This window comes from Rhodanobacter sp. Root179 (genome assembly GCF_001428465.1).
In the GTDB taxonomy this organism is placed as follows: domain Bacteria; phylum Pseudomonadota; class Gammaproteobacteria; order Xanthomonadales; family Rhodanobacteraceae; genus Rhodanobacter.
Genome location: NZ_LMHR01000065.1, coordinates 22,858 through 45,553, shown reverse-complemented (window position 1 = coordinate 45,553; position 22,696 = coordinate 22,858). Strand labels below are relative to the sequence as shown.

The following is a 22,696-nucleotide window of genomic DNA, read 5'->3' as shown; positions in this document are numbered from 1 at the left end:
TAGGGCATGAGTGAATGTGGTTGCCATGCTGAAGCCAGCAACGAAGCGGAGCGACGCATCCTGCGCTTGGCGCTGGTTCTCAACGCCACGATGTTTGTGGTCGGTGTGATCGCGGGTCTGATCGCGCAATCGATGGGGCTGATCGCCGATTCGCTGGACATGCTCGCCGACGCGAGTGCGTACGGCATCGCGCTCGTCGCTTGGCAGCGCACCGCAAGCTTCAAGGCATCGGCCGCCACTTTGAGTGGCACGTTGCTGCTGATCCTGGGCGCGGGTGTCCTCGCCGGTGTGGCGTGGCGACTCGTCGCCGGCAGTCATCCCGAGGGTGGTTGGATGATGGGTATTGCCTTCATCGCCTTGATCGTAAATGCCACCGTGCTGCGATTGTTGGACCGGTTCCGTCACGGCGAAGTGCATCTGCGCGCCACATGGCTGTTCACGCGGGTCGACGTCATTGCCAACCTGGCGGTGATCGTCTCCGGTGTGCTGGTGCTGCTTCTACACAGTGCGGTGCCCGATCTGGTCATCGGTGCAGCCATCGCCTGCTATGTGCTGAAAGAGGCGTTGGGTATCCTGCGCGAAGCAAAGGAAGCGCGGATCGCTGCCCTTGCACCGATCAGCAAGCCATGACATCGCCGATCGCGGGGTTCGGCACCATGGCGTACGCCGTTGACCTTCGACTATTCCACGCCATCCATCCGTCTACACCGCCATCGCCCGTGACGCTGCATCTCGCGCGAGGTCTGGCCGATGGGCCATTGATCCTGACCGCCGCTCTCCTCGGGACGATGCTGATGTTTCCTCGGTGGTCGATGCGCTCGATCGCCCTGAAAGCGGTGGGTGTCGCTGCAATAGCACTGCTCATAAATCTGTTCATCGGCACTGTCTGGGATCGAGCGCGCCCGTTTGTGGCCGGTGTCGGCCAAGCATGGATTTCCCATGCGGCGACCGGCAGCTTTCCCAGCGACCATCTGACTGTGCAATGGGTCCTCGCCGGCATGCTGTTACTGAATCGACGCACCCGAGCCTGGGGCGCCGGGATCGCACTGCTCGGTCTGCCCATGGCATGGGCACGCATCTACCTAGGCGTGCACTATCCTGGCGATATGCTGGGAGCCCTCGCGATGAGTGGGCTGGCCATGCTGAGTGGCTGGCTATGGCTCCGCCGTTCTGCAACTCCTGCCATCGTGTCCTTATGACTCATCCACTGCTGTGACCTGAACCGTTGAATCTTGCGATCAGAGCCGGCAAACTAACTGCGGCTCTCGGGTAGGAGCCGGCCGCTCGCCGTAGCGAAGCTGTATCAGCACTGCCCTTCATCTCTTATGACTTGAGCCTCTCTGGTTCGGGAATGGCAGGCGAGCGACGTTCTGTGCGAACCGGGAGAAGAGCCATGTCCCATAGCTATACCCCCGCTACCGTCCTTTCGCACATCAAGCGTCAGGGAAAAGCCATCAAGAAGAGCACTGGATCGCAGCATGCGCACGCGCTGGATCTTGCCGCGCGCGAAAGCGGATTCCAGAACTTCCGACACGCGCAGAATCAGCTTCGTGAGCAAGCAGCGATCACGAAGATACCCGCGTTCCCTCTGACTCTGATCGCTCATTGGGGCGACCGGAAAGAGGGTAAGTACGGTCACGAGTCGCTGACGATCGAACTACCTAGTCCCTGGCAGTCCATCCTCCGCCCGGATCAACTCTTGAACGCGCGGTATCTCACATACTTCCGGCCTGGCAACGGGGACGCCATGCTCACGACCGCAAGGTCGCACGAGAGTCAGTTCCGAGCACGCACCATCATTTGCGGTGCGGCGCGTGAACTCGTCTTTGCCAAGGCCACCGGGCTGAAGCCCTCGTCTGGACATCAGCGCGCGTATCCATCGAGGCCTAGCGGTCGGTATGGGATGGACTCAGGGGAACAGAATAACAACTCGCACATTCCGGGCCAGGATCACGTCAGCGCCTGGTTCGATCCGGTGACACGCCGCTATCTGCTGGCCAGCGAGCCGTACGAGGGGCGCGTGGCTACCAAGCTAGAAGCGCAGCAGCGTTGGTGTGAGAAGTTCAACTACACGATGATGAAGCCCGAATGGCCCGGCACGTATGCACCACAGCTAGGATCCAGGATGTATCTGTTCACCAGCGCCACCAAGGGTGTGCCCCTTGATCCTGTGGTCAACGCGCTGAACGCGCTTCCCGCGCCAGTGGTGCTGGAGCCGTGGATGGGCGAGTCCGTCGTGTCGGATATCGTGTCTTTCAGGAAGCTCGATCTGGCCTAGTTGGTCAGGACAACTCGAGTAGCGACGCGTGACGAAGTGCGTCGCCACTCAGTCTCCCAAGCGGCACAGGATGAACATTGCATGGCCAACCCGGCCACGTCCTAATGCGCCCCGCTAGGTGAGGCGAAGGTACAACCCGCCGCGTGGGCTGATTCGTCCGTGGTCGCATGATCGGTTTGCAACGTGGTGTGCGTGATGTCGAAACGATCGTGCAGCATCGTCTCGACGGTACGGCGCACATCGTGGCAGTCAATGTCGTGGTTCACATAGATGTGCCCCGACAACGCTGGCATCCCCGAGGTCACTTCCCACACGTGCAGGTCATCCAGCCGGGTTACCGCTGGCACAGCGCGGATCGCCTCGGCAATCGTGACTGGATCGAGGCCACGCGGTGCCGCCTCCAGAAAGATGCGTCCCGATTCGCGTACCAGCCCGATGCCGGCTTTCAGCATCAGCCCGGCGACCACCAGCGCAGCGATCGAGTCGACGCGATTCCAGCCGGTCCACCAGATGATGGCGCCGGCAATGGCCGTGGCGATGAAGGCATAGAGGTCGGTGAGGATGTGCTGAAAGCTACCTTCCACGTTGAGACTTTGGCGGTTCGCCTTGCTCATCGCCCACACGGCGAGCAGGTTGACGCCGATGCCGATCACCGCAATCACCGTGACCAGCAAGCCTTCCACCACCGGTGGATCGATCAGGCGACGAATTGCCTCGACGATGAACCAGACTGACAGCAACAACAGGGTCACGCCGTTCGCCTGGGCGCTCAGGATTTCCACGCGCTTGAGTCCGAACGTGTAGCTACCGCCGGCCGGTCGTTTGGCCAGGCGCATCGCCACCAGGGCCAGCCCAATCGAACCCACATCAGTGAGCATATGGCCCGCATCGGAAATCAAGGCCAGCGACTTGGCCAGGATGCCGACCACCACCTCGACCGCCATGAAGCCGAGCAGCAACAGCAAGGCGATGGTCAGATACTTCTTGTCCGCATCGGGTGCCACACCATGACTGTGGTCGTGGTGATGATCGTGATCGTGCTTGTGTGGCTCTGACGCGCTCATTGAAGTCTCCCGTGCGGCGGTCACCTTACGCGACCGCCACAGCGTTATGTAATGACACCCGGAAGGATGGGCGGGAGTGACCCGCCCATCGCCTTCAGTCCACGGTCCCGTCGATGGGCCACGCCCGATCCACCGTGCTCTGATAGACCCAACCGGCCACGCTTTGGCCGGTGCGCCCGTGCAGACGAATCAGTTGTACCGCGCGTTCGGCCTGATCGTCCTCGCAGAACACTTCGAGCTTGATCTGCCGAGTGACCCGTTCGCCCAGCTCCATCGAATAGATCTGTTCCTGGGCGCTGAGCGCGGTCAGCAAACCTTTGACGTCGCTGACGGACAGGTAACGAAATCCGCCTTCCTCCAGAGCATGGATGACGTCGACGATGCGGCCGCGATGGATGAATGCCTTCACTTCTTTCATGGGGTGTTCTCCTTGGCCAGGCGCCGTGCGGCGCGTTCTTCGATCCAGTCGTACAGCACCGGCAACAGCACCAGGGTTAGCAGGGTCGAGGTGATCAGACCGCCGACCACCACGGTGGCGAGCGGACGCTGGGTTTCCGCACCGACGCCGCTGGAGAGCAGCATCGGCACCAGGCCCAGGATCGCCACGCTGGCGGTCATCATCACCGGTCGCATGCGCAACGCGGTGCCGCGGATCACCGCCTCGCGGACCGGCAGCCCTTTCTCACGTTGTTCGTTCAAGAAACTCACCAACACGATGCCGTTCAACATCGCCACGCCGAACACGGCGATGAAGCCGATCGCGGAAGGCACCGACAGGTATTGCCCGGTGATCGCCAGCCCGACGATGCCGCCGATGGTGGCAAACGGCACATTGGCCAGGATCAGCGCGGCGTACTTCACCGAATTGAAGGCGGTGTACAGCAACACGAAGATGAAGAAGATCGTCGCCGGCACGATCAGCGACAGCCGCTTCAACGCCCGCTGCTGGTTCTCGAACGCACCGCCCCATTCGCTGTAGTAGCCCGTCGGCAGCTTTACCTGCTTCGCGATGGCAGCGTTCGCCTCCTTGACGAAGCCGTCGATGTCGCGACCGCGCACATCCATCTGGATCACCGCGTAGCGCTGCAACTGCTCGCGACGAATGAACGAATAGCCTTCCGCATCGCTGACCTCGGCCACCTGCGACAGCTGCACCAGCGCGCCGCTTGGCGCACGGATCGGAATGCGCTGGATCGCCTGCAGGGACGCCTTGTCGGCATCGTCCAGCCGCACCGCGATATCGAAACGCTTCACGCCATCGAGCAATGTCGTCACCGGCTCGCCGCCGATGCCGTTCTTCACCACGGTCAGCACGTCGTCGGCGTTAAGCCCGTAACGGGCCAGCGCATCGCGATCCACCTTGATGCGGATCTGCGGCTTGCCGATGTTCGCCTCCAGCGCGAGATCCGCCACGCCGGGTACACCGGCCAGCACGTCCTTGATGCGGCCGCTGAGACGATCCAGCTCGCCCAGGTCACCGCCGTAGATCTTCAACGACAAGGTGGCGCGCACGCCGGAGATCAACTCCTCGATGCGCATCTGGATCGGCTGGGTATAGCTCACCACGGCGGTGGGCAAGGCGGCCGACAACTCCTTCTGCATTGCCTCCTCGATGCTTTCCAGCGTCTCGCCCTTGCGCCATTGGTCCTTGGGCTTGAGCGGTGTGTAGACCTCCATGTAGTTCACATCGGCGGTCTCGCCTTTTTCAGCGCGACCGATCATCGCCAGCGTGGTGTCCACCTCCGGAAACTTCTGCTTGATCAGCGCCGACACCTGTTTGGAGATGTTGATCGACTCATCCAGCGAGGCCGAGGGAATCGAGGTGATGCGCCACATGATGGCGCCCTCTTTCAGGTTGGGCATGAACTCCTTGCCCAGGAACGGAAACAGCGCAAGGCTGCCGATCAAGGCACCGGCGGCGATGCCAAGGACGAGCTTGCGTCGCGCCAGCGCCCAGGTGAGCACGCTGGCGTAGTGGCGCTTCAGGAACGCGACCAGCCACGTGTCCTTCTCTTCCTTGGGCTTCAGTACCAGTGCGGCGAGTACGGGGATCAGGGTCAGCGCGAGGATCAGGGAACCGGCCATGGCGAAGCTGATGTTGAACGCCATCGGCTTGAACATCTTGCCTTCCAGGCCCTGCAGGCTGAACAGCGGCAGGAACACCACGATGATGATCAGAATCGCGAACGCCATCGGGTTGGCGACCTCGCGGGCGGCCGCCAGCACGGCCGAGGTGCGATCCACCGGGCCCCCGTGCGCCTTGCGCTCGGCCATGATGCGGTAGGCGTTCTCCACCATCACCACCGCACCATCGACCATCATGCCGATGCCGATCGCCAGGCCCGCCAGCGACATCAGGTTGGCCGACAGCCCGACCTGATTCATGCAAATGAAGGCGATCAGCATCGCCAGCGGCAACGCCACCACCACCACCAGCGCGCTGCGGAACTCGCCCAGGAACAGGAACAGGATGATCGCGACCAGGATCGAGCCTTCGATCAGGGCGCGCACCGCCGTCTCCACCGCCGCGTTGACCAGCTCGGTGCGCTCGTACACGGGCTTGACCACCACGCCGGGCGGCAGGGCCTGCTTCACCGTGTCGAGTTTGGCCTTGACCGCATCGACCACGCTCTTGGCGTTTTCGCCGATACGGGCCAGCGCCTGACCCATCACCACTTCCTTGCCGTCGCGCGTCACCGCACCGGTACGTGGTGCGCCCGCTTCGGTGATCGTGGCCACGTCACGCACGTAGACCGGTGTACCGTCTTCCGTCTTGAGGACGATGTTGCCCAGATCCTTCGCGTTCTGGATCAGCCCGAGGCCGCGCACCAGATACTGCTCGCGCCCGACGTCGACGAAGTTGCCGCCGACCTGGGCGTTGTTCGCCTGCAAAGCCTCGATCACCTCCTTGAAGCCGAGCTTGTGCGCGATCAGCTTCATCGGATCGATGCGCACCTGGAACTGCTTCTCCTGCCCACCCCACGAGGTGACGTCATCGACACCGGGTGCGGTGCGCAGGATCAGGCGGATGGTCCAGTCCTGCAGCGTGCGTAGGTCCATGTCGTTCGGTGCCGTGCCCGCCGTGGCCCCTTTCAAGCTTTTGTCAGCGCGTTCGACCGTGTACCAGAACACCTGTCCGAGGCCGGAGGTGTTCGGCCCCATCTCCGGCTTGCCGTAACCGGCCGGCAAGCGATCGCCCACCTGTTGCAGGCGTTCGTTGACCAGTTGGCGAGCGAAATAGATATCCATGCTGTCATCGAAATACACCGACACATAGGACAAGCCGAACAGGCTCACCGAGCGGATCTGCTCCACCTTGGGCAGACCGGCCAGCGCCGATTCCACCGGCGTGGTGAGCAGTTGCTCGACATCCTCGGCCGCGAGTCCCGACGCTTCGGTGTAGACATTGACCTGCACCGGTGTGACGTCGGGAAATGCGTCGATGGGCAGCTGACGCACCGCCTGGAAGCCGAGAAAGCCGATCACCACGAAAATGATCAGCACCAGCACCTTGTAGCGCAGGGAGAATTCAACCAGACGTTCCAGCATCATTCTTCTCCCAGCTGCGAACGCAGCAAACGGGCTTTCAAGGCGAAGGCACCCTTGCGCACGTAGGTGTCGCCGGCCTTGAGGCCTTGCGTGATGACCGTCCAGCCATTGCGCGTGTCGCCGACCATCACCGGCGCCGGTTCGAACGTCCCGTTGCCCTTGGCGAGGAACACGGTCGGCTGGTTCTGCAGCAGCACAATCGCGTCGGCCGGTACCGCGAGCTTCTGCGCAGCATTGCCAGCGGCAATGCGCGCCTCGACCAATTCACCCGGATGCAGCAGATCCTTGCGGTTATCGACCTCGATGCGTACCGGCACGGTGCGCGTGCGTTCATCGGTCTGGTGCGAGCGCTGCACCACCGTGCCGGGTATCGCGGTGTCATGCACCAGGATGCGGGCATCCGCGTCGGGCTTGACCCGTTCGGCATCGGCCGGCGCCATCTGCGCGACGACCCAGACCGAATCTTCCTTGACCAGGGTGAACAGCGTGCGGCCGGGTTCCACCCGCTCACCGACCAGAAACTCATCGGTGGTCACACGACCGGCGGCCGGCGCGAGCAACTCGAAGCTGCCGTCAGCACCGGCTGAGCCCTTGCGCAGCAAGCCGCCAATCTGGCCTTCGGACAAGCCGTAGGCGCGCAACTTGGCGCGGGCCTGGTCGCGTTGCACTTTCGCCTCGTTGTAGCGCCGGGCCGACACCGCCTGTGGTCCGAGTGACGCGATCCGTTGCCAATCCTGTTCGGCGACGATCAGCGCACCTTGCGTGGCGGCCACTTCGACGCTGGAGAGCACCACCAGCGGCGCGCCAGCTTTCACGACGTCGCCAAGCCGAGCCTTGCGGGCCAGCACCTGCGACTCCACACGGGGCGAAACCAGCACGGTGGAATAGGCATCGGCCTTCACTTCGCCGGGGGCTTTCAGTTCATCCGTCAGCGCACGGGGAGCGGCTTTGTCGAGGACAATGCCGGCGTCCTTGATCGCCTTGACGTCGAGCGCGAGCGGATTGGCAGGTGCCGGTTCCTGCGCGAGTACGGGGCCGGCCAGCGCAGCGAACAGCGCCAGTCCCAGCAGGCTGCGTTTCAAAAGAAAGATATTCATCGGGAGATTTCCTGATTAAGGCCGTCCTGAGTACGGCCGTCGAGCCAGTCGGTCAGACGACCTGCAGCGGTGAGGTAATCGAACCAGGCCTGCCAGGTCTGGCTTTCCAGCTCCTGGCCGGACAACGCGGTATCGAGACTTTGCTTGAGCTGCACGAGGTAGTCGGAAGTGCTGATTTCGCCGGCACGCCAGAGCTTTTCCAGCAGCGTGGTGCGATCCTCGAACGCGGCGGCACGACCGCTGCGGAACGCCTCGGCGGCACCGCGCAAGGCAACATAGCGGGCCTGCGCCTCCTGCAGTCCGGCACGCAGCACAAACTGGCGCGAACGCACACTGGCCGCCGCCGCTTCGGCCTCCGCCCGGGCGGCATCCACTTCGGCACGTCCGGTATTGAGCACCGGCAAGGGAATGGACACGCTGACGCCGATTACCTGATCGGTGCGCGGCCCACTGCGCACCTGGCCACCGGTCAGGCTGAGTGTGGGATCGGGGATGCGCGCACGACGTGCGACCTGCACGCCGGCCTCGGCGCTCGCTTGTAGGGCGCGGGCCTGACGCAGTTCCGGCAACTCATCGACGGGCAACGGCGCAGCACTGTCGAGTGCCGGTGACAGGCCCTTGGGCAACAGTGGCAGCGCGGTCAGTTGATCGCCGCTGATAGCCCGCAGCGCCGCACGGGCCGCGGCCTCGTTGCTCGCGAGCGTCGCCTGTTGCACCTGCGCCTCGCCGAGTGCCAGGCCGGCCAGATCGCGTTCGGGACTGCTGATATCGCCCACCTTGAGCCGCTGGGCGGCCAGGTCGTCGAAGCGCTGCATCAACGCGAGGCGACGACGACCCAGTTCACTTTGTCGAGCCGCGAGCGCCGCCGTCGACCATGCCTTCAACCAACGTGTGGCGACGTCACGACGCCGCACGTCGTAGCTCGCCTCGGCAGCGAGCAGATCGGCCTCACCCTGACTGGTGCGGGCGCGACGCTTGCCGGACAGATCCAGTGGCAGACTGATGCCGGCCGTGCGCCGATTGACGTCGGCGTTCTCCGCATCGAGCGACAGCGAGGGGTTGTACAACGGCTGCGCTGCGGCACGCGCACGGGCACGGGCGGCATCGAGATCCGCACGAGCAGCCTGCACCTCGGGGCTGCCTTGCCAGATGCGACGTACCGCCTCTTGCAGAGGGGACGATGCCAACGATGGCGCGGGAGCCACTACCGGAGGGGAAGGTTGGGATACGGGGGCGGCACTGAGCATCGCCGCGTACAACAGACACACGGCGCCGATCGGCACCGAACGTAAAACAGACATGAAGCGATCTCCTGAAAACGGTCACGAAGCGACGCATCACGCAGGCGGATGCGTCGCGAAACGGAGCGATTTCAGGCGATGGGAGGGCGCAACAGGGAGCCGGTCGTGGCCGGCGTGAATCCGGAACGGATAACGAAGGTGTCGAAGCGAGCCTGCACCTTGGCAATAGAAAGCCGGGCGGTCGTTGGCAGCGTCACCGTGTGCGCACAAGCGCAATGACAGCCCCCCGTTTCACCTAGAAGACAGGCGTTCGGATCATCAGCCGATACATCGGCGACCACGGTATCCACGGGCATGCTGGCGGCGGAGATGGTGGTGGTCGAAACCAATCGCTTCTCTGGCGCATCGGCCACGCACACCGTGCCGGCGACCAGCTTGATCATCAGCACGGCCACGGCCAACACCCACAGACCGCGGTGGCGGCGCAGGCGAGTCAGCAGTGACGATCGAGCGTATGGCATCTGCCCATGCTAACCAGCACCCTAGGTGTTAGACAATTCCATTTGCTCATCTTCATTCAGCACGGTGGAGAAGCCATCCGCCACAGATGCGGGAGCGACTCACTTTGCCGTCCCCTGGAATCGATGCATGAAACCGAACCACGAACACCTGCGCGGCGTATTCCAGGCGATGGCGGCCGCGGCTTTGTTCGGTCTGAGCACGCCATTGGCCAAGACACTGCTCGGCACGATTCCGCCGCTCCTGCTGGCGGGCCTCTTGTACGCCGGCTCGGGCATCGGGCTGGCGGCGTGGATGGTGCTGCGGCGCTGGCGCGGACGGCCCGCAACCGAAGCGCCGTTGCGGCGACGAGAGATGCCGTGGCTGGCGGGTGCGGTGGTGTTCGGCGGCGTGTTGGGCCCGGTATTGCTGATGCTTGGCCTGACGCATACGCTCGCTTCCACCGCCTCGTTGCTGCTCAATCTGGAAGGAGTACTCACCGCGGTGCTTGCCTGGGTGGTGTTTCGCGAGAATGTCGATCGGCGAGTGTTTCTGGGCATGCTGGCGATCGTGGCCGGTAGCGTACTGCTGAGCTGGCAGCGCCAACGCATCGGCGAATTGCCGTGGGGTGCGCTGGCGATCGCCGGTGCCTGCCTGTGCTGGGCGATCGACAACAACCTGACGCGCCCGTTGTCCGGTGGCGACCCGGTGCAGATCGCCGCGATCAAGGGCGGCGTCGCCGGCGTGATCAACATCGGGCTTGCCTTGTGGCTTGGCCTGCGCTTTCCCGCGATGCTGCCGTTGTTGGCCACCGGTCTGCTCGGCTTCGTCGGCTACGGCCTGAGCCTGGTGCTGTTCGTGCTGGCGCTGCGCAACCTGGGCACGGCGCGCACCGGTGCCTATTTCTCCACTGCGCCGTTCGTGGGCGCCGCATTGTCGCTGCTGCTATTCCCCGAGCATCCGGGCCTTACCTTCTGGCTGGCCGGCGCATTGATGGCGATGGGCGTCTGGCTGCACGTCAGCGAACGCCATGCACACGAGCACACGCATGAATCGCTCGCCCACGAGCACCGCCACCGCCACGACGAACACCACCAACACACGCACGACTTTCCCTGGGATGGCAGCGAGCCGCATACCCATCCGCACGTGCACGAGCCGATCACACATGTCCATCCGCACTACCCGGACATCCACCACCGTCACCGACATTCCTGAGATTCGGGTGCGAACGATGGTAGGCAACGGTGGCCCGCTCCTCGGTTATGCGCCGCGCCACCAGGCCTGACTATCCGCAGCATCGCGCCTGCTGCTGCACCGGCGGACATGGCACGTCGCCATACGAGCAGAACACGCAGCAGTCACCCGCTTTCGGCCGGAGCAGCTCGCCGCAACCTGTGCAGTCGTAAAAGAACTGGCAGGCATCGGTAGGCATGGTCTCGGTGACCTGATGTCCGCACTGTGGACAGGTCAGCGTGCTCTGCAGGATGGGCTCAACCGCCATAGGCTTTCGCCGTGGCCGGGAAGCCTGCTTCGGTAATGGTGCGCGCCAGTGTTGAGACAGTGGCACGATCGGCATCGAACCCCACGGTGACTGTCTCAGCCTTGAGATCGACCTTCGTGCTCGTGACACCCGGTATACGGCTCAAGGCCTTCTCAATCGTCACGCTACAGGTCGGGCACGTCATGTTCGCCGCATGCAGCACGGCCGTTGTGGGTGTTGCCGCATGAGCCATGCCCAGCCACAGGAAGGCGATTACAGCGAATAGCCACGGACGCATCATTCGTCTCCTACAAAAACCAACCGATGAGATAGGGAAACAGCAACAGAAGCGCGATCAGTACCGTGGCTGTCCACAGCCAGAATCGGCGCCGACGCAAAATGGCGGGGTCGATGCAGACGCCCTCGGTGCGGCAACGCGACGATGGTCCATACAGCGTCCAGAACGCGAGACCAAGGCAAAGCAACGTGGCCGCGATGAACCAGGGACGCCAGGGATCGAGCGCCGTGAGATGGGCAATCCACGCGCCACTGATGCCCAGCAGCACCAGTGCCAGCGGTACCACGCAACACACCGATGCACCGATCGCCGCGAGCAGCGCAACGATCATGGCGGGCAGCGACGATTTGGCCGGGAGCGTAGTCATGGGTGCATACTAACTTCCGTACCCAACTACGGAGTCAAGCATGACTTCTGCGCTCACTATCGGTCGGTTGGCTTTGGCCGCTGACGTGCACGTCGAGACGGTGCGCTATTACCAGCGTGTGGGCCTGTTGCATGAGCCCGAGCGGCCTCTGGGCGGCGTGCGTCGCTACGGGCAGACGGACGTGATGCGCCTGCAGTTCATCCGTCGCGCCAAGACCATGGGCTTCACGCTGGAGGAGATCGCCGGACTGCTGCAGCTCAAGGGCAAGCGGGCCTGCGCGCAGACACGCCGACTGACCGAGCACAAGCTTTTCGATGTGCGCCGCAAGCTGGAGGACCTGCGGCGGTTGGAGGCGGAACTCGTGCAGCTCGCCGCCGACTGCGCGCAGGTTCCGCGTGGCGGTCACTGCCCGACACTGGATTTCCTTCGGCAGGCATAGGCGTGCGCCTGCTCGCACAGGCACACGCGCATCCGCTTACTACTGCGCAGGCGTGATCGACGTCACCGTGCTGGCCATGCCCGCCGGATGCAGGGTGAATTGCACCTCGTCGCCGACTTTCACGTGCTTCAATAGGTCGGGTGACGCCACCTTGAACGGCATGGTCATGGCCGGCCAGCCAATGGCGGTGATCGCCTCGTGCTGCAGCGTGATGGTGTTCTTGACTGTGTCGATTGCCTTGACGATGCCAGTGCCTTGCGCGTCAGCCGGTTTGGCGTCGTGCTGCATGCCGGTCATGCCAGGCATGTTCGGATCCATCTTCTGGGCGGCGACCACGCTGGAAGCGGGGAGCAGCGCACCGGTGAGCGCGAAGGTAAGGAGGTGCTTTTTCATACGTCAGTTTCCTTGTGGGTTGGAGTGAAGTGAGGTCTCTGCCTCGCGGGCTTTGCGCAAGCGATAACGAACCAGCAGGCGGAACGCGGCAGGCAGGGCGAGCATGGTCAACAACGGGGCGGTGAGCATGCCGCCGATCATGGGGGCCGCGATGCGCTGCATCACTTCCGAGCCGGCACCGTGGCCGAGCAGGATCGGAAACAGGCCGGCGAGGATCACCGCGACGGTCATTGCCAGGGGGCGCACACGCTGCACGGCCCCTTGGCGAATGGCTTCATCCAGTGCGTCGAAACCGGCCTGCGGATCGCGCGCGAGCTGCCGATCCCAGGCATGGCGCAGATACAACAACATCACCACGCCGAACTCGGCGGCGACGCCGGCCAGCGCGATGAAGCCGATGATCGTGGCCACCGACACCGCGTGGCCGAGCAACCAGATCAGCCACAGGCCGCCGACCAGTGCCAGCGGCACACTGGCCATGATCAGCGCCGCTTCGCTCACGCGTCGGAACACGGCGTAGATCAGCAGAAAGATGATCACCAGCGCGATCGGCACCACCAGCTTGAGGCGCTGCATGGCACTGGCCAGATATTCAAACTGACCGGACCAGGCCACGGTGGTACCCGGTGGCAAGGTGACCTGCTGTGCCACCGCACGCTGCAGATCCGCGACCACACCGCCGAGGTTGCTGCTTGCCGTGTCGACGTAGACATAGGTCGCCAACTGACCGTCCTCGCTTTTCAGCATCGACGGCCCTGCCACCACGGTGATGTCAGCCACCTGACTCAGCGTGAGCTGGGCGCCGTTGGCAGCGACGATCGGCAACTGCCGCAGCGCTTCCACCGAATCACGCTCGGCACGCGGGTAGCGCACCACGATTGGATAACGCTCGCGCCCTTCGATCGTCTGGTCGATCGGATCACCGCCAACCACGGTCGCGATCAACTGCTGCAGCTGCTGTTGGGACAGCCCATAACGTGCCGCGTCATCACGACGAATGTGCACATCGACGTAGCGACCGCTGGTCGGACGCTCGGCAATCGCCGAGCTGACGCCGGGCACGGTCTTCGCCACCGTCTCGATGCGGTCGGCCAAGGTTTGCAGGGTCGCCAGATCGGTGCCCAGGACCTTGATGCCGATCGGGCTCTTGATGCCGGTGGAGAGCATGTCGATGCGATTGCGGATCGGCGGCACGAACAGGTTCGTGAGCCCCGGTACGTGCACCGCCTTGTCCAGCTCAGCTTTGATCTTGTCCATCGTCATGCCCGGCCGCCACTCATCCTTCGGCTTGAAGGTGATCGTGGTCTCGAACATCTCCAGCGGTGCCGGATCGGTGGCGGTGTCGGCGCGTCCCGCCTTGCCGAACACATGCGCGACCTCGGGCACGGTCTTGATCATGCGATCGGTCAGCTGCAACAGTTGCGAGGCTTTACCGGCGGACAAACCCGGCAAGGCGGTCGGCATATACAGCAGCGTGCCTTCATCCATCGCCGGCATGAACTCGCTGCCGAGTCGGGTCAGCGGCACGATGGCAGTGAGCAACAGCACACCGGCCAGCAACAAGGTGGCTTTGGGATAGCGCAGCACCGCTTCAAGGACCGGCCGATAGCCATGCATCAAGCCCCGGTTGAGTGGGTTGGCGCGCTCGGCACGGATGCGTCCGCGCACCAGATAACCCATCAGCACCGGCACCAGCGTCACGGCCAGTCCCGCCGCTGCGGCCATCGAGTAGGTCTTGGTGAACGCCAGCGGCTTGAACAGCTTGCCTTCCTGGCCTTGCAGCCCAAACACCGGCACAAACGACAGCGCGATCACCAACAGGCTCACGAACAGCGCCGGTCCCACCTCGGCGGTGGACTCGGCAATCAGCGACCAGCGTTCGGCCCCCTGCGGATCCTCGCCGTCGTGCGCCTCGCGCCAATGCTCCAGATGCTTGTGGGTGTTCTCGATCATCACGATCGCCGCATCGACCATCGCACCGATCGCAATCGCGATACCGCCGAGCGACATCAGGTTCGCCGACACCCCTTGCAGGTTCATCACGATGAACGCAGTCAGCACGCCCAACGGTAAGGTGATCACCGCGACCAGCGCCGAGCGCAGATGGCCGAGAAACAGTACACAGACCAAGGCGACGATCAGGAACTCTTCCAGCAGCTTGCCCCACAGGTTCTCCACGGCCGCATCGATCAGCCGGGAGCGATCGTAAGTCGGCACGATCTCGACACCGGCCGGCAGGCTGCGTTGCAGTTCCGCCAGTCGCGTCTTCACCGCGGCGATGGTGGTCTTGGCGTTCTTGCCCGTGCGCATCACGATGATGCCGCCGACCACTTCACCTTGACCGTCCAGCTCGGCGAGGCCACGGCGGAACGTGGGGCCGCGCCGCACCGTCGCCACGTCGCGCAGCAGCACCGGCACGCCGCCGGCGTTGGTGGTGATGGGCACATTTTCGAAATCCGCGCGGCTCTTCAGATAGCCTTCGCTGCGCACCATCAGTTCCGCTTCGCCCTGTTCGATCACCGACCCGCCGTTGGCGCCGTTCGCACTGCGGATGGCATCGACCAGCTGCGTCACGGTGAGGCCGCGCGCCGCCAGCGCCTGCGGATCAGGCACGATCTGCCACGCGCGCTCCATACCACCCAGGGTGGCCACCTCGGCGACATTCGGCACCGTCTTGAGCTGATAGCGCAGGAACCAGTCCTGCAGCGCACGTAACTGACCAAGGTCGTGCTGGCCGGTGCGGTCGATCAGGGCGTATTCGTAAATCCAGCCGAGTCCCGTCGCGTCAGGACCGAGGGCGGGCGTCACGTCGGCCGGCAGGCGATCGCGCGCCTGGCTCAGATATTCCAGCACACGCGAACGCGCCCAATACAGATCGGTGCTGTCGTCGAACAGCACGTCGACGTACGAATCGCCGAAGAACGAAAAGGCGCGCACGGTCGTCGCGCCGGGTACCGACAGCATGGTGGTGGCCAGCGGATAGGTGACCTGGTCCTCGACCACCTGGGGCGACTGACCCGGGTAGCTGGTGCGGATGATCACCTGGGTGTCGGATAGATCGGGCAGTGCGTCGACCGACGTATGCAGTGCGGAAAACACGCCAACCGCCGCCAGTGCCAGCGCGGCTAGCAATACGAACACGCGATGCGCTATCGCCGCGCGGATCAGGGCGGCGATCATGGTTTGCCTCCCATCGGCATGCCCGGCATCGACGCACTCGCCGCCGATGCCGGTTTGGCGGCGGCGTCATTCAGGCGTTCCAGCGCACCGGACAGACTCGCCTCCGAATCGATCAGGAACTGACCGGAGATCACGACTTTCTCGCCCCCATGGAGGCCGGCGAGAATTTCCGTATAGCCGCCGGCCGCGCGCCCGGTACGCACCGACACGGCACGGAAGTGACCATCCCCTTCGGCGAGAATGACTCGCGTATGGTTCCCCGTCGCGATCAGCGCGTCGTCCGGCACCACCGGCACAGCCGCGTCGGGAGTCGGATTGAGTTGCACGGTGGCGAACATGCCCGGACTCAGGGCACCGTCGGCATTGGCGAGCACGATGCGGGCACGCTGGGTGCGCGTCATCGCATCCACATCCGGCAGCAAGGTTTCCACGGTGCCGTGAAACGATCGGCCCGGCAGCGCATCGACCGTGACGGTGACTGGCGTGCCACTGCGCACCGCACCGGCTGCCGCCTGCGGCAGCGCTGCCTCGATCCACACGGTGGACAGGCCATTCACGGTCATCAGGGTCTGGCCCGCACTGACGCGTTGGCCCTCGCGTACATCCAGTGTGGTGACAACGCCCGCTTGCGGCGCATGCAGCGTGATCGCCGCACCCACGCCATGACGCGACGACTGAATATTTGCGGGCGTCAGGCCCAGTACCTGCAGGCGTTCCCGCGAAGCCGCGCGAAGGTCTTTCGCGTCGGCCGACTGCGCATGCTGAAGCGCGTCGTATTCGGCTAATGCACTGCTCCATTGGGGGGCCAACAGCTCAGCCAGCGGCTCACCTGCTTTGACCACGGTATACGGTGCGCGCACGTCCAGCTTGCTCACCACCGCATCGACGCGTGCGCTGATGGTAATGGCTTGGCGCAGATCCCAGGTGATGGTGCCCGGCACCCGGATGGCTGACGCCAGCACGCGGCGCTCGACCGGTGCCGTGCGCACCCCCAGATTCTGCACCGTCGCTGGGTCGATCCGGACGACATCCTTGGCCCCGCCTTCGTCGGCATACTTAGGCACCATCTGCATGCCCATTGGCGACAGCCCCGGTTTGTCGAAATGCTGCTGGGGCACCATCGTGTCGTACCAGTACAGAACTTTTTTGTCGCCGCCATGGGCAGCAGCCACGGCGGACGCTGTCTGAGCGGACGACGTTGGCGGGTGTCGACGACCGCTGAAGTACCCGACCAAAAGCAAAAGAGCTGCCAGCAATAGACCGGCTAGGATCATCAATGCACGCTTCATGGCGTCGTCTCCGAGGTCGGCAACAAATAAGCCAGCGAGGCCCATAACCGGGCGCGGGCGGCCAGCGCATCGGCATAACTCAGACGCAATTCAATCTCGTCGCGACGGGCATCCAGCCATGGCTGCAACAGGCCGCCACCGCGGTAGCCAGCCAGCGCCGTGGTGGCGCGATCCCGATCCAGTGGTAGCAAGGTTTCCTGGTAGCGCTGGATTTGTCGGTTCCATCCCTGCCATGTCGCGACCGCGCGTGTCACTGCCTCCACCTGCGCGCGACGGGCGTCTTCATGCGCCGCCTGCACGGCGTCCCATTGCGCCTGTTTCGCGCTGATGCCGCGATCCTGCCGGTTGCGGGTGAACAGCGGCAGGCTCACGCCCACCTGCAACATCACCATGTCGGACAAGCCCGGTGCCCGTTTGCCGTAGCTGGCCTCCACGCTCCAGTCCGGATGTTTGGCCGCACGCGCCTGATCGAGCGCCGCTTGCGCGACCTGTTCGCGCGCCTGCCACGCCTGCATCGGCGCTTGCTGATCGATGTGCTGTTCCAGGCGATCCGCCGTGACCGGCAATTGACCAAAGTCCGGTGCTTCAGCCAGTTTGGTAACGCTCGGGCCAAGCCAGCGCTGCAAACCTGCCTGAGCGGCGGCGAGCTCCGCATCGACGGCCTCCAGACGATTGTCCAAGGTCGCGGCCTCGGCTCGGGCGGCCAGCGCATCGGTCGCGCTGCCGTCACCACCACGCAATCGCGCCTGCGCGATCTGCACGGCCAAGCCACTCTCAGCATGCAACTCGGCCAGCAGCGCGCGCTTCTGCTGGATCGCCCATAGGTCGATCCAGGCATCGGCGATGCGTTCCTGCACCGTTTGCGCCGTGCCTGCGCGATCGGCTTCGGCGGCATCGATCTGCGCAGTGGCCAGACCACGTTCGGCGTCGCGCGCTGCGCGCGAGGGAATCGTCTGCATCACCCCGACGGTGCGCATGGTCATCGTGTCCGAGCGCAAGCTGAAAGCGCCCGGATCGGTCACGGGGTAGTTGGACACGCCGAATGTCAGCGACGGATCGGGAAGTCGCCCGGCCCGAGCAGCTTCTTCACGCATCGCATCGATATCAGCGTCACGAGCGGTCAACAACGGCGCCTGCGTCACACCGCGCTGCACCGCGGCTTCAAGCGTCAGCGGCCGATCGGCCGCGTACACCGCCGTCGCCACCGTCCAACCCAGGACGATGGCCAGACCCGGCGCATAGCACCGGGCGAAAGAAAGGAAACCCATGATGGAGCACTCCCATGATCTAGCTTGCATCGGCCCGAATGGGCGCGACGACACCGCGGTCGAACCCGTGGTGCGCTAGATCAGGAGAGAGCAGAACAACAAGGTGGCCGATGGCGGAGGCGCACGCAGTTGGTAACGCCGCTCGGGCTCCGCCGTGGCCTGTGTTTGCATGGCCATTACGGGCAACACCGGCGGCAACGCGGTCAGCACATTGGGCGGCACCGACAGTGGACGGGCATCGGTCGGCGCAGAGGCGTCGGAGGCGCAGTGCTTGGCACACAACAACCGATCGGCCGGGGCGTGTTGCATCTCTGGGCACGTGGTGGCCATGGAAGCATCCCGGGCGGATGTACTCATGGCCATGGCCGGGCCCATCATGCCCGACGGCATCGTGCACGCGTAGGCAGCCAGGGCCGATTGCAAGCCCATCATGAACAACACACTGCCGAGCAGCAGCCAGCGCGTCAGGCGTGCGCGACGAATGTCGCGCAAGCGCCAACGGCGTGGCATCAATGTCGGATGAGGGATGCGGGTCATGAGGGTGATGATCTTACTGCGCCGGCATCGGCAGCGAATGCCCGTTGGCGTCGAGCACGTCGAGCACCATCATCAATCCGCCGCCGCCTTGCTGCTCCTGGTTGTTGTTGGTCGTGTGGTGCGGAATATGGCAGTGCACCAGCCAGCGGCCCGGTTTGCGCGCCGTCCAGATCACGTCGTAGCGCTGGCCGGGACCGACGTTCACGGTATCCGCCTGGAACTGCGCATCCTTGGGTAGATCCACGCCGTCACGGGCCACCACGGTGAAGGGGCCGCCGTGGATATGCATCGGATGCACGAAATTGGTGTTGCTGCCGATGAAGCGGATCTTGATCGTTTCGCCCACGCGCATTTTTACCGTATCGGTCGACGGGTACGCCTTGCCGTTGATCGTGAAGTAGTTGGGTAGTCCGCCTTCCATGTTCATCGCCGGATAGGTGATGCCGTCACGGGCCAGCCATTCCTGTAGCAGCAGGGTGTATTCGTGATCGGCTTTCACTTCTTTCGCCGGATCGGCCGCCGCCGTTACCTCTTCCGGTGGCAGATGCAATGCGGCCAGGCGCTTGAGATTGTCCGGATTGTGCGTGGGTCGTACGATGAGTGCGCCGTAGAGGCCCAGGCTTTGCTGGCGATCCGGATGATCGTGCGAGTGATAGAAATACGTGCCGACTTGGGGCACCACATAGTCGTAAGTGTAGGTCGCACCGGGGGCGATCGGCTTCTGTGTGACGACGGCCGGGCCGTCCATCGCGTTGGGCACGATCAATCCATGCCAATGCAGCGTGGTGGATTCGGGCAGATGATTTGTGACCACGAAGCGCACGTGATCTCCTTGCTCCAGTTCGATGCGCGGGCCGGGCACCTGGCGGTTGACTGCATAGGCGTTCACCGGCCGATCGGCGAGGATGCTCCACTGGATCACTTCGAGATCGAAGTGGAAGACCTTCACCCCGTCGACGATCTGCGGCGGCAGCAGTTGGTCGCCCTGGGCAGCGACGGGTGCGGTATACACGCTTTCGCGTGGATCAATGCCGGCCATGTCGCGCATGGTCGCGGCCGGGGTTTCCTGCGTGGTGATCATCCCCGGCGGCATGATCAGTTTGCCGACCTCGTGCGCGGACAGCCGCATGTTGACGAAGGCGGAGGGCAAGGTCATGCCGGCGATCAGCATCAGGCTGGTGAAAGCAGTGACCGCCACGAGCTGCGCGCGTGTGGGCGTCTTGCCGCCGCCGTGCATGCCGTGGCCGGCGGACGCGTCGTGCTTGCCGTCACCCATTCCGGTGTCCGCCGGCATCGCGTGACCGGCGGGCATCGACGCCATCGCGCCATGATCGTGCGATGCGTTCTTCGCTGCCTGAGATGGTGCATCGTGTTGGGCAGGGGCATCGTCGCGCACCGTCATCAGTCCGTGCTTCATGCCGCGCGATACCAGCCACACGTTGACCGGATAGGTCACTGCATATCCGGCCGTGACGCCGAGCGACATCACGAACCAGAACAGCGGCTCGCCCGGCCACATCGCACGCATGTCGCGCCCCATCATCAGCAGCACCATGACCGGTGCCATGCCCGCCATCATCGCGTTCATCGAAATGAATTCGGGCATGAACGACTTGCGTACGTTTTCCAGATACGAGCCGCCCATCATCTTGCGCATGAACAGCGACTGGAAAATCAGCAGGCCAAACAGGAAGCCGGCGGCGTATTCGACGATCAGATCGGCCCACATCGGCAGGCCGATCACGGAAACCACCACCGCGGCGAGAATGATGCCGGTCGCGTCACCGGCGACACAGTGCACGGCCGAGCCCACACCCTGTTTCCACAGTGGCTGCACGAACGCTTCATGCGTACCCGGCGCTGGCTCCTTGTCCGCCATCACGTAGAGCAGCAAGCCGATCGGCCCCATGTACAGCGTGATCAGCACGAAGCCCCACTTCATCACCGTGGGTTCGGGATTACCGCGGAACTGATCCCACGCCACATAGATCGCCGAGAGCACCGCGATGGCAAGCCAGGCGTAGACAAAAATATCGATCGGCTGCAGGAACATCATCACTCTCCGAACCATGCTTGGATGTCAGGGGCACATGCTGTGCGATCGTGGCCGGCGCACGAACGAACAGTGCGTCCACCGGCCACGACGATTACGCCTTCGGGCCGTGGGCGGCAAAGACGCGAGAGGATCCATCCCGGCCAATCAACACCACGTCATAGCGCTCCGGCGCACTCATCTCCATGCCGGGCGAACCCATCGGCATACCCGGTGCTGCCAAGCCTCGGGCGTCCGGATGTTCGGCGAGCAGCCGGCGGATGTCTTCCACCGGAACATGCCCTTCGATAACGTAACCGCCGATCAGCGCCGTATGGCAGGACGCGGCATCGGCAGGCACGCCCAACCGCGTCTTGACCACCATCATCGACTGATCTTCATGCACGGTGACGGTGTAGCCCTGCGTGCGCAGATAGGAAATCCAAGCGCCGCAACAGCCGCACGAGGGATCGCGGTAGACATCGATCGCATTCGCTGCCATCGCTACGGGTGAGAATGCGGCGGCAAACAGGGCGACACTGCCCAAGCGGGAAAGCCATCGCCTCATGGTCATTCTCCCGATACCGGTGCGGACTGCCACTGGATGGACACGATTTTCCAGTTCTTGCCGTCCTGTTTGAGATTGAGCAATTCGCGACTGCGCAGCGTGGTCGGCTTGTCCTTGATCGTGACCTTGATGTCGCTTTCGCTGCCGACCATGGCGGTGTCGCCCATGGGCATCGAACCCAACGAGACCGGGGTAATCTGGGCACTCTTCAGAAACGCAATGTCCTCGCCGAGATGGCCGTTTGCGTAGTCATCGCGCGTCTGGGTATGGCCGTCTTCACTGATGGTGACGTTGGGCGCCAATAGCGCGAGCACTGCTGCACGGTCGCCATGCTGCAACGCCGTGTGGAACGCCTGCGCCACGGCCTCGGCCTCGGGTACCGCCTTCGGCTTCATGCCGTCCAGCGACAACGGGGCTTCGGCCACAGGCGCGGTGGCCGCCGCATGATCGTGGCCGTCTTTCGCGGCAGCGTCGTGGCTATGGCCAGCTTCACTGGACATGACCATCTCCTTCATGTCGGCAGCACCATGGGTGTCCTCGTCGGCCGCACCGCCGTGGCTGTGGCCACTGTCTTCGTCCATATCCATGTCTTCATCCGGTGGTGCCTTCGCGACGATGTCCTTGTATTGCGCCGGCGTCATGCCCGGCAGCTTCTGCAGGAAGGCGACCATGCTCCAGATGGTGGGGTCGTCGTGGCTGCCGCCCCAGGCTGGCATCGCGCTCATCTTGATGCCGTGCTTGATGATCCAGAATGCATCCTTCGGGTCGACGCGCGTCTGTGACAGGTTGGGCGGCTGTGGGTACAGGCCGGGACGAAGCTCCGAATCCTTCATGCCAGGCTTGAGATGACACTGGGTGCACATCGCCGCGTACTGGCCGGCCCCTTTCAGGATCAGCTGCGGGTCGTTGAGGTCCGGCATCGTGAGGTCTTCCGAGCGCACGTGGATGGAGCGCTCGCGCAGGGTCTGCAAGACCGCAAAAACCGGCTTGGTGTGGTGGTCGTCGGCACCGATGTTGTAGATGCCGGAATACACGAACGCGCCTGCACCGATGGCAAGAACACCCAGGACGACGGCAACGGTGATGCTGTGATGCTTGATGTGCTGTTTCATGAT

22 protein-coding genes are annotated in these 22,696 nt (G+C 63.8%); 5 read left to right on the top strand and 17 right to left on the bottom strand.

Annotation, left to right across the window (positions count from 1 at the left end; genetic code table 11):
- The first annotated feature begins 6 nt into the window (after positions 1 to 6).
- The 3 genes from ASD82_RS06350 to ASD82_RS06340 all read left to right on the top strand — a co-directional run bounded on the left by ASD82_RS06350 (position 7) and on the right by ASD82_RS06340 (position 2,278).
- Positions 7 to 630 carry a cation transporter gene (locus ASD82_RS06350; protein ID WP_056716946.1) on the top strand — a complete coding sequence of 208 codons (624 nt, stop codon included), beginning with the start codon at positions 7 to 9 and terminating at the stop codon, positions 628 to 630.
- Positions 627 to 1,199, top strand: coding sequence for a phosphatase PAP2 family protein (locus ASD82_RS06345; RefSeq protein ID WP_056716944.1), 573 nt, complete (start codon positions 627 to 629; stop codon positions 1,197 to 1,199). Before ASD82_RS06350 ends, ASD82_RS06345 begins: the two co-directional genes overlap by 4 nt.
- A 194-nt stretch (positions 1,200 to 1,393) precedes the next feature.
- On the top strand, positions 1,394 to 2,278 hold the full coding sequence (locus ASD82_RS06340; protein ID WP_056716942.1) for a hypothetical protein: 885 nt from the start codon (positions 1,394 to 1,396) through the stop codon (positions 2,276 to 2,278).
- A gap of 101 nt (positions 2,279 to 2,379) precedes the next feature.
- Here ASD82_RS06340 and ASD82_RS06335 read toward each other — a convergent pair whose 3' ends face one another.
- The 6 genes from ASD82_RS06335 to ASD82_RS06310 form a co-directional block, all read right to left on the bottom strand.
- Entirely contained in the window at positions 2,380 to 3,366 is a 987-nt protein-coding gene (locus tag ASD82_RS06335) for a cation diffusion facilitator family transporter (protein WP_235580649.1), read from the bottom strand.
- A gap of 70 nt (positions 3,367 to 3,436) precedes the next feature.
- The gene (locus ASD82_RS06330) at positions 3,437 to 3,760 is read right to left on the bottom strand and encodes a P-II family nitrogen regulator (RefSeq protein WP_056716938.1); all 324 of its coding nucleotides are present in this window, start codon (positions 3,758 to 3,760) and stop codon (positions 3,437 to 3,439) included.
- Entirely contained in the window at positions 3,757 to 6,891 is a 3,135-nt protein-coding gene (locus tag ASD82_RS06325; RefSeq protein ID WP_056716976.1) for a CusA/CzcA family heavy metal efflux RND transporter, read from the bottom strand. Before ASD82_RS06325 ends, ASD82_RS06330 begins: the two co-directional genes overlap by 4 nt.
- A complete protein-coding gene (locus tag ASD82_RS06320) occupies positions 6,891 to 7,988 on the bottom strand; it encodes an efflux RND transporter periplasmic adaptor subunit (protein ID WP_056716936.1) in 1,098 nt (365 codons plus the stop codon). The genes ASD82_RS06325 and ASD82_RS06320 overlap by 1 nt, the downstream gene beginning before the upstream one ends.
- A complete protein-coding gene (locus ASD82_RS06315) occupies positions 7,985 to 9,289 on the bottom strand; it encodes a TolC family protein (RefSeq protein ID WP_235580648.1) in 1,305 nt (434 codons plus the stop codon). Before ASD82_RS06315 ends, ASD82_RS06320 begins: the two co-directional genes overlap by 4 nt.
- Before the next feature lie 71 nt (positions 9,290 to 9,360).
- On the bottom strand, positions 9,361 to 9,684 hold the full coding sequence (locus tag ASD82_RS06310) for a hypothetical protein (protein WP_235580647.1): 324 nt from the start codon (positions 9,682 to 9,684) through the stop codon (positions 9,361 to 9,363).
- Positions 9,685 to 9,877: 193 nt separating this feature from the next.
- On the opposite strand from ASD82_RS06310, the gene ASD82_RS06305 reads away from it, so the two are divergent.
- Positions 9,878 to 10,945, top strand: a complete 1,068-nt coding sequence (locus tag ASD82_RS06305; RefSeq protein ID WP_056716931.1) for a DMT family transporter — start codon at positions 9,878 to 9,880, stop codon at positions 10,943 to 10,945.
- Positions 10,946 to 11,015: 70 nt separating this feature from the next.
- Here the strand turns inward: ASD82_RS06305 and ASD82_RS18080 are convergent, their stop codons facing one another.
- The 3 genes from ASD82_RS18080 to ASD82_RS06295 are packed head-to-tail and all read right to left on the bottom strand — an operon-like array spanning position 11,016 to position 11,875.
- On the bottom strand, positions 11,016 to 11,231 hold the full coding sequence (locus tag ASD82_RS18080; protein ID WP_082585265.1) for a GDCCVxC domain-containing (seleno)protein: 216 nt from the start codon (positions 11,229 to 11,231) through the stop codon (positions 11,016 to 11,018).
- Positions 11,221 to 11,508: a heavy-metal-associated domain-containing protein gene (locus tag ASD82_RS06300; protein ID WP_056716973.1), complete on the bottom strand. Its 288-nt coding sequence runs from the start codon at positions 11,506 to 11,508 to the stop codon at positions 11,221 to 11,223. The genes ASD82_RS18080 and ASD82_RS06300 overlap by 11 nt, the downstream gene beginning before the upstream one ends.
- A gap of 10 nt (positions 11,509 to 11,518) precedes the next feature.
- Positions 11,519 to 11,875 carry a mercuric transporter MerT family protein gene (locus tag ASD82_RS06295; RefSeq protein ID WP_056716929.1) on the bottom strand — a complete coding sequence of 119 codons (357 nt, stop codon included), beginning with the start codon at positions 11,873 to 11,875 and terminating at the stop codon, positions 11,519 to 11,521.
- Between the two features lie 40 nt (positions 11,876 to 11,915).
- On the opposite strand from ASD82_RS06295, the gene ASD82_RS06290 reads away from it, so the two are divergent.
- On the top strand, positions 11,916 to 12,314 hold the full coding sequence (locus ASD82_RS06290; protein ID WP_056716926.1) for a MerR family DNA-binding protein: 399 nt from the start codon (positions 11,916 to 11,918) through the stop codon (positions 12,312 to 12,314).
- 39 nt (positions 12,315 to 12,353) lie between these two features.
- Here ASD82_RS06290 and ASD82_RS06285 read toward each other — a convergent pair whose 3' ends face one another.
- The 8 genes from ASD82_RS06285 to ASD82_RS06250 all read right to left on the bottom strand — a co-directional run bounded on the left by ASD82_RS06285 (position 12,354) and on the right by ASD82_RS06250 (position 22,693).
- Entirely contained in the window at positions 12,354 to 12,707 is a 354-nt protein-coding gene (locus ASD82_RS06285; protein ID WP_056716923.1) for a copper-binding protein, read from the bottom strand.
- Positions 12,708 to 12,710: 3 nt separating this feature from the next.
- Complete coding sequence (locus tag ASD82_RS06280; protein ID WP_056716922.1) at positions 12,711 to 15,887, bottom strand: efflux RND transporter permease subunit; 3,177 nt, start codon at positions 15,885 to 15,887, stop codon at positions 12,711 to 12,713.
- Positions 15,884 to 17,176 (bottom strand): efflux RND transporter periplasmic adaptor subunit, encoded by a 1,293-nt coding sequence (locus tag ASD82_RS06275; RefSeq protein ID WP_056716919.1) that lies wholly within the window; start codon positions 17,174 to 17,176, stop codon positions 15,884 to 15,886. The genes ASD82_RS06280 and ASD82_RS06275 overlap by 4 nt, the downstream gene beginning before the upstream one ends.
- Positions 17,173 to 18,444, bottom strand: a complete 1,272-nt coding sequence (locus ASD82_RS06270; RefSeq protein WP_082585264.1) for a TolC family protein — start codon at positions 18,442 to 18,444, stop codon at positions 17,173 to 17,175. Before ASD82_RS06270 ends, ASD82_RS06275 begins: the two co-directional genes overlap by 4 nt.
- Before the next feature lie 75 nt (positions 18,445 to 18,519).
- Complete coding sequence (locus ASD82_RS06265; protein WP_157599203.1) at positions 18,520 to 18,981, bottom strand: hypothetical protein; 462 nt, start codon at positions 18,979 to 18,981, stop codon at positions 18,520 to 18,522.
- A gap of 13 nt (positions 18,982 to 18,994) precedes the next feature.
- On the bottom strand, positions 18,995 to 21,034 hold the full coding sequence (locus ASD82_RS06260) for a DUF4396 domain-containing protein (protein WP_056716970.1): 2,040 nt from the start codon (positions 21,032 to 21,034) through the stop codon (positions 18,995 to 18,997).
- 94 nt (positions 21,035 to 21,128) lie between these two features.
- Positions 21,129 to 21,581 (bottom strand): DUF411 domain-containing protein, encoded by a 453-nt coding sequence (locus ASD82_RS06255; RefSeq protein ID WP_056716968.1) that lies wholly within the window; start codon positions 21,579 to 21,581, stop codon positions 21,129 to 21,131.
- A gap of 2 nt (positions 21,582 to 21,583) precedes the next feature.
- Entirely contained in the window at positions 21,584 to 22,693 is a 1,110-nt protein-coding gene (locus ASD82_RS06250) for a c-type cytochrome (protein ID WP_056716915.1), read from the bottom strand.
- Positions 22,694 to 22,696 lie beyond the last annotated feature (3 nt).